At 69.3% G+C, this 5,136-nt stretch carries 5 protein-coding genes and 1 pseudogene; 1 reads left to right on the top strand and 5 read right to left on the bottom strand.

Annotated elements, in window-relative coordinates; all coding sequences use genetic code 11:
• From Q8M88_RS13565 to Q8M88_RS13545, 5 genes and pseudogenes are all read right to left on the bottom strand, one after another.
• Window positions 1–522: pseudogene (locus tag Q8M88_RS13565) on the bottom strand (hypothetical protein); the annotation flags it as partial.
• Window positions 523–703: 181 nt separating this feature from the next.
• Window positions 704–1,876: an acetyl-CoA C-acetyltransferase gene (locus Q8M88_RS13560; protein WP_305597688.1), complete on the bottom strand. Its 1,173-nt coding sequence runs from the start codon at window positions 1,874–1,876 to the stop codon at window positions 704–706.
• An 84-nt stretch (window positions 1,877–1,960) separates the two neighbouring features.
• Window positions 1,961–2,875 (bottom strand): hypothetical protein, encoded by a 915-nt coding sequence (locus Q8M88_RS13555; protein WP_305597687.1) that lies wholly within the window; start codon window positions 2,873–2,875, stop codon window positions 1,961–1,963.
• Complete coding sequence (locus Q8M88_RS13550) at window positions 2,872–3,798, bottom strand: glycosyltransferase family 2 protein (protein ID WP_305597686.1); 927 nt, start codon at window positions 3,796–3,798, stop codon at window positions 2,872–2,874. The genes Q8M88_RS13555 and Q8M88_RS13550 overlap by 4 nt, the downstream gene beginning before the upstream one ends.
• On the bottom strand, window positions 3,795–4,943 hold the full coding sequence (locus tag Q8M88_RS13545) for a GNAT family N-acetyltransferase (RefSeq protein ID WP_305597685.1): 1,149 nt from the start codon (window positions 4,941–4,943) through the stop codon (window positions 3,795–3,797). Before Q8M88_RS13545 ends, Q8M88_RS13550 begins: the two co-directional genes overlap by 4 nt.
• Before the next feature lie 25 nt (window positions 4,944–4,968).
• On the opposite strand from Q8M88_RS13545, the gene Q8M88_RS13540 reads away from it, so the two are divergent.
• Window positions 4,969–5,136: SDR family oxidoreductase (locus Q8M88_RS13540; RefSeq protein WP_305597689.1), on the top strand; the 168-nt coding region annotated here is incomplete at its 3' end.

Below are 5,136 nucleotides of genomic sequence, written 5' to 3'. Positions count from 1 at the left end.
GATGCGCCCGCCCGGCCAACGCCACTGGCCCTCGGTGCGGATGTTCGACAGCACGCGCCCGTCGTCGATCGACGAGGCGCTCAGCGTGGTCGCGCCCTTGAAGCCGGAGGTGTCGCGCTGCACCACGTTGGCCAGCACCGGCCGGCCCTGCATGTCATAGCCGCCCGCGCCGCCGCGGATCAGCTCGATCCGCAGCACCGCCGAAACCGGGATGCGCTTGAGGATCTCGTCGAGCGTATCGTTCTTGGCGACCGGCGCTTCGCCGTCGATCAGCACGTTGCCAGCGGCCGCGGCCAGGCCCCGGACAGCCTGGCCCTTGTCGAACTGGAAGCCCGGCAGGCGTTGGACCATGTCCAGCGCGCTGGTCGGCGAGGTGTCTGCGAAGAAGCTGGCCGGATAGGCGATGATGCCCTGATCCGGCGCCACGGCGGGCGGCGGCGACGGCGACGGCGCAGCGGCCTGTGTTTCGACTTGCGCCGCCGCGGGCGCTGCCGCCGCGACGAGCATCAGAATGAGGCTCATTGCGGCCCTCCCCTTATGACCAAGGCTAGGTCGCGACCGCCTACCGTCAAGGCAGAATCGATGCGATAGCCCGACCTGGAGGGCGGTCAGACCAATTATCTTTGCAGACGTGACAATTCCGCGCCGGCCGGCCCGTCAAAGGCTGGAGCGGCGCCGGCGAATCACCGGCGCCGTCCGATTGTCAGAGCCGCTCGACGATCGTCACATTGGCCATGCCGCCGCCTTCGCACATGGTCTGCAGGCCATAGCGCTTGCCGCGCGCCTTCAGGGCATGGACCAGGGTGGTCATCAGCTTGGTGCCGGACGCGCCGAGCGGATGGCCCAGCGCGATGGCGCCGCCATTGACGTTCATCCGCGCCGGATCGGCGCCGGTATCCTGCAGCCAGGCCACCGGCACCGAGGCGAACGCCTCGTTGACCTCGAACAGGTCGATGTCGTCGATCTTCATCCCGGCCTTCGCCAGCGCACGGTGCGTGGCGGGGATCGGCGCCTCCAGCATGATCACCGGGTCGTGGCCCAGGATCGAGACATGGTGGATTCGCGCCAGCGGCGTGAGGTTGAGCTCCTTCAGCGCCCGCTCCGACACCACCATGACACCCGAGGCGCCATCGCAGATCTGGCTGGCTGAAGCCGCGCTGATCATGCCGCCCTCACGCAGCAGCTTCACGGACTGGATGCCCTCCAGCGTGATGTTGAAGCGGATGCCTTCGTCGACGTCGTGGCGCGCCGCGCCGCCTTCGGCGTCAACGCCGTCGAGCGCCAGGATCTCGTCCTTGAAGGCGCCGGCCTGCGTGGCGGCGATCGCCCGCTGATGGCTCTCGAAGCTGTACGCGTCGAGCTCATCCTTCACGAGGCCGTACTTCTCGGCGACCATCTCGGCGCCCATGAACTGCGAGAACGCGATGCCCGGATAGCGGACTTCCTGGCCGGAGCTCTTGGGATGGCCAAAGCCGTTCTTCTCCGGAAGGTCGGTGGCCATGAACATCGGCACCCGCGTCATGCTCTCGATGCCCGCGGCGATGACCACGTCCATGGTGCCGCTCATCACCGCCTGGGCGGCGAACTGCAGCGCCTGCTGCGAGGAACCGCACTGGCGATCGATGGTGGTCGCCGGCACGCTTTCCGGTAGCTTGGAGGCCAGCACCGCGCCGCGGCCGACGTTCACCGATTGCTCGCCGGCCTGGGAGACGCACCCCATCAGGACATCCTCGACCCGCGCCGGGTCGATGCCCGTGCGGTCGACCAGATCGTTGAGCACGGCGGCCGCCAGATCGGCCGGGTGCCAGCCCCGCAGCCGTCCACCCCTGCGCCCGCCCGCGGTGCGCGTCGCCGCGACGATATAGGCCTCGCCCATCATTGACTCCCTGGATAAATTCTTGCCGGGCGAAACCTTAACCGGGCGACGCTGCGTAAGCCAACAGGCGTTCGAATTGACGGCTCAGAGGGTTCCCAGCACGCCCGGCTTGGCCGGATCGAGCCGGAACGTCGGCGGCAGCACGCGCTCGTTCGGCGCATGCAGCTTCAACGCCTTGGCCGCCCGGGCCACCGCCACCTTGCCGACGGCCAGCGGGGTGAAGCCCTGCTGGATGCGCGGTCGAGCGCCGGCGCGCCGGCGCAGCACCGCGTTGGCGTAGATAACATTGGCGCGCAGCAGCGCCCGCGGCGTCATGAATTCAATCGACAGCGAGACGTTCAGCATCGACCCGTTCTCGATCCTGTGCGGCGCGTTCTGCCGCCAGGTGACCATGCGGCCAGGCGTCAGGTCATAAACCTCTGCCGCGGCGTCCCACTGTGGCTCGAAGGCGAACTGCTCAGCGGTCTCGCGCAGCACGATGCGCTCCAGCGCCTCTTCGGGGATGTAGGGCGCGGCCACCGGATAGACCCACACGCGCTTGACGCCACGGATCTGCCACAGCGAGACCAGCGCGACGTCGAGGTGATAGAACACCTGGGCGTTGGCCGAGGAGATCAGCACGCCCAGGTCGCGCTTCATGGTCCGTACCGAAGGCGCGTGGGCCGCCTTGTCCTCGAAGATCTCTTCGCACAGCGCTGAATAGGCGGGCAGATAGCGGTTGGTCTCACGCAGGTTCAGCCAGATCCGCCCGGCCTGCGCCGCTTCCAGCAGCTGGTCGCCGCTGAGCTGGCCGGGCGAGCCGCGCCGCCAGGTGGTCCAGGCGACCGGATCCTCGCCCATGGTGAAGACGCCGAGCTTGTCGCGTGGATAGCGGTCCAGCAGCTCGGCGAGGCCCTCGTCGGTGAACATCGGGCGTTCATGCAGGCCGTGCTCGAACCCCAGGTTTTCGCGAGTGAAGGCGCGCGCCTTCTGCGGGGTCCAGTCGAGGATCACACTCATGTCGTCACGCTCAGACCGTAGAACTGCACCTTGAATGGCCCCCACCATAAGGTCTTGCCCAGCCCGCGCGCCGCCCGGTCGAGGGTGAAGGCGAAATCCTGCGCGTGCACCGCCCACTTCACCAGCGCCAGCGCGCCGAACGCCGCGGCCTGTCCCAACCCCACCGCCATCCACTTGGCGACGCCCAACCGGTCTGGCGGGCTCTGAGCCGCACAGGCCGCCGAGGGGCCCTGACCATAGGCGAAGGCCCGCGCCAGCGTGTAGCGCAGGCTCAACCGTCCCGGTGCGGGGTCCTCCCACACCCAGGCGTCGGGCGCCCAGGCGAAGCGCGCGCCCCGCGCCTTCATCTGACCAAACAATAGATCGTCCTCGCCGCCGATGTGATTGCGTTCGGCGCTGAATGGCGCGTGCGGGTCCGGCAGCGCCGCGCGCCGCAGGAGGCTGTCGCCGCAGCCGTAATAGTGATCCAGCAGGCCGGCCTCGTTCGGGCCGACGCGCGAGAAGAACTGTTCGAGATAAGGCCTATGCTGCTCGGCCTCGTCAGGCAGGCGTCCCCGCACCGGGCCGAACACCACGTCGGCGTCGAAGCGCGCCTGGACGTCGAGCAGCGCGTGCAACCAGCCGCTCGGCGCTTCCTCGTCGTCGTCGAGGAAGGCCACGAAATCTCCGCGCGCCTGGGCCATTGCGGCGTTGCGCGCGTGGGCGACGCCCGCCCTGGGTTCGTGGATGTAACGCACCGCGAACGGCGCCTGGACGGCCAAGGCCTGCGTCATCGCCTGCGCCGACGGCGCCTGGTCGTTGTCGACCACCAGCAGCTCGAGGCGCGAGAGATCGACGCCGGTCTGTCGCAGCACCGAACCGGCCGCCGCGGCCAAGCCTACGGGTCGGCGCTGGGTGGGGATGACCACGCTCACCAGGGTCATCCGGCGATCTCCGAGTCCGCCGCCTGGCGCCTGCGGGTCTGAGCGGCGAACGCCTGGGCCAGCGCGCGGGCGCGGCCCGGCAGCGACAGCTCCACTGTGGCGATCACGTCCAGCCTGCGCCGCAGACGCTCCACCGCCCCGCCGCGCCGTGCGCCGGCCAGCGCCCAGGTGTCCTCGAACGCCTGCATGGCGCGTCCCGCCGGACGCAGCGTCGTCGCCAGGCCCTCGTGGACACTCACCGTCTGCGACGCGAAGGGGCGCTTGTAGTGTTCGTGGCCGGGCCCGAGGTCGTAGCGGAGGAGACCCAGCGAAGGCATGGCGGAGATCGCCCGCGACAGGAACACCTGCCCCGGCGACCAGGCCGCAAGCTCCGGGTCCATCGAGGCGATCCACGGATGGAACTGGGCGCCGAGGCGGATGCCGAAATGCCCGCCGACCAGACGCTCGCCTGCGTACAAATTGACCATCAGGCCCTGGAAATCCCCGTCCGTGCGCGCCAGCAGGCTGCGCATGAGCCGGTCGGTCCAGGCGGGACGCAGGAAGTCGTGGCCGCCGGTGCGCTCGAGCTGATCGCGCTTCCAGGCGATCAGCGTCTCGAAGGCCTCGATCGACCGATCGGGCGCCACGACGCTCAGCGGGCCGACATCGCGCTCCAGCTTATGGTCAAGGCGGCGATAGTTCTTGAACCGCTTGGGACTCGCCGCCCGCAAGGTCTCCAGGTAGGCCTCGGCCGAGCCGTCGAGGACGATCACGAACGCCTCGCGTGTGCTCTTGATCGCGCCCTTCAGGGCGCCTGTCGGATCGATCAACCCGGTGAACCGAAAGGCGTTCAAGCCCGCCGCAGCCAGCGCCTCGGGCGGATCCAGCCGCTGGCGGGCCACTAGCCCGTGGTAATCGGACAGGGGCGCCCCGATCGGACGTGCGAAGGCGCCTGGGCGGCGATGATGCGCCAGGAACCCTACGGCCGCGCCGTCCTCGCGCCACACCGTGACCCGGGCGTCCTCGCGTACATCTCCGACCGCGCGTGCGAAGTCGGGGCCGAGCAGCGGGCCTGATAGGGCGACATCCGTGGCGCACAGCAAGCGCCAGACGGCGTCGTCCGCCGGCGCCAGGTCTCGCGGGTGCAGGGTATCGGCTTGCAACATCCTCTCCCTATAACGCCCGCGGGTTATGGAATCGTGGAACGACTGTGACATCGTGATCGCGCGCGCAGATTGCAGCCTGGCGCACGCCTGCGCCGCCAAGGCCGGCGTCAATCAGCTGGTTCGCGTGCTGGCCATGGAGTGGGGACCGGAAGGCGTCCGCGTCAACGGCATCTCGCCCGGCCCGATCGCCGGC

Origin of the sequence: Phenylobacterium sp., assembly GCF_030693805.1 — a bacterium.
Lineage (GTDB): Bacteria > Pseudomonadota > Alphaproteobacteria > Caulobacterales > Caulobacteraceae > Phenylobacterium.
Note: the sequence above shows the minus strand (reverse complement) of the source record. Positions and strands in the feature narration are given on the sequence as shown.

Excerpts from the sequence above, each read along its gene's own strand:
- Q8M88_RS13560 (WP_305597688.1), bottom strand. The coding sequence starts at position 1,876 with ATGGGCGAGGCCTATATCGTCGCGGCGACGCGCACCGCGGGCGGGCGC.
- Q8M88_RS13555 (WP_305597687.1), bottom strand. The coding sequence starts at position 2,875 with ATGAGTGTGATCCTCGACTGGACCCCGCAGAAGGCGCGCGCCTTCACT.
- Q8M88_RS13550 (WP_305597686.1), bottom strand. The coding sequence starts at position 3,798 with ATGACCCTGGTGAGCGTGGTCATCCCCACCCAGCGCCGACCCGTAGGC.
- Q8M88_RS13545 (WP_305597685.1), bottom strand. The coding sequence starts at position 4,943 with ATGTTGCAAGCCGATACCCTGCACCCGCGAGACCTGGCGCCGGCGGAC.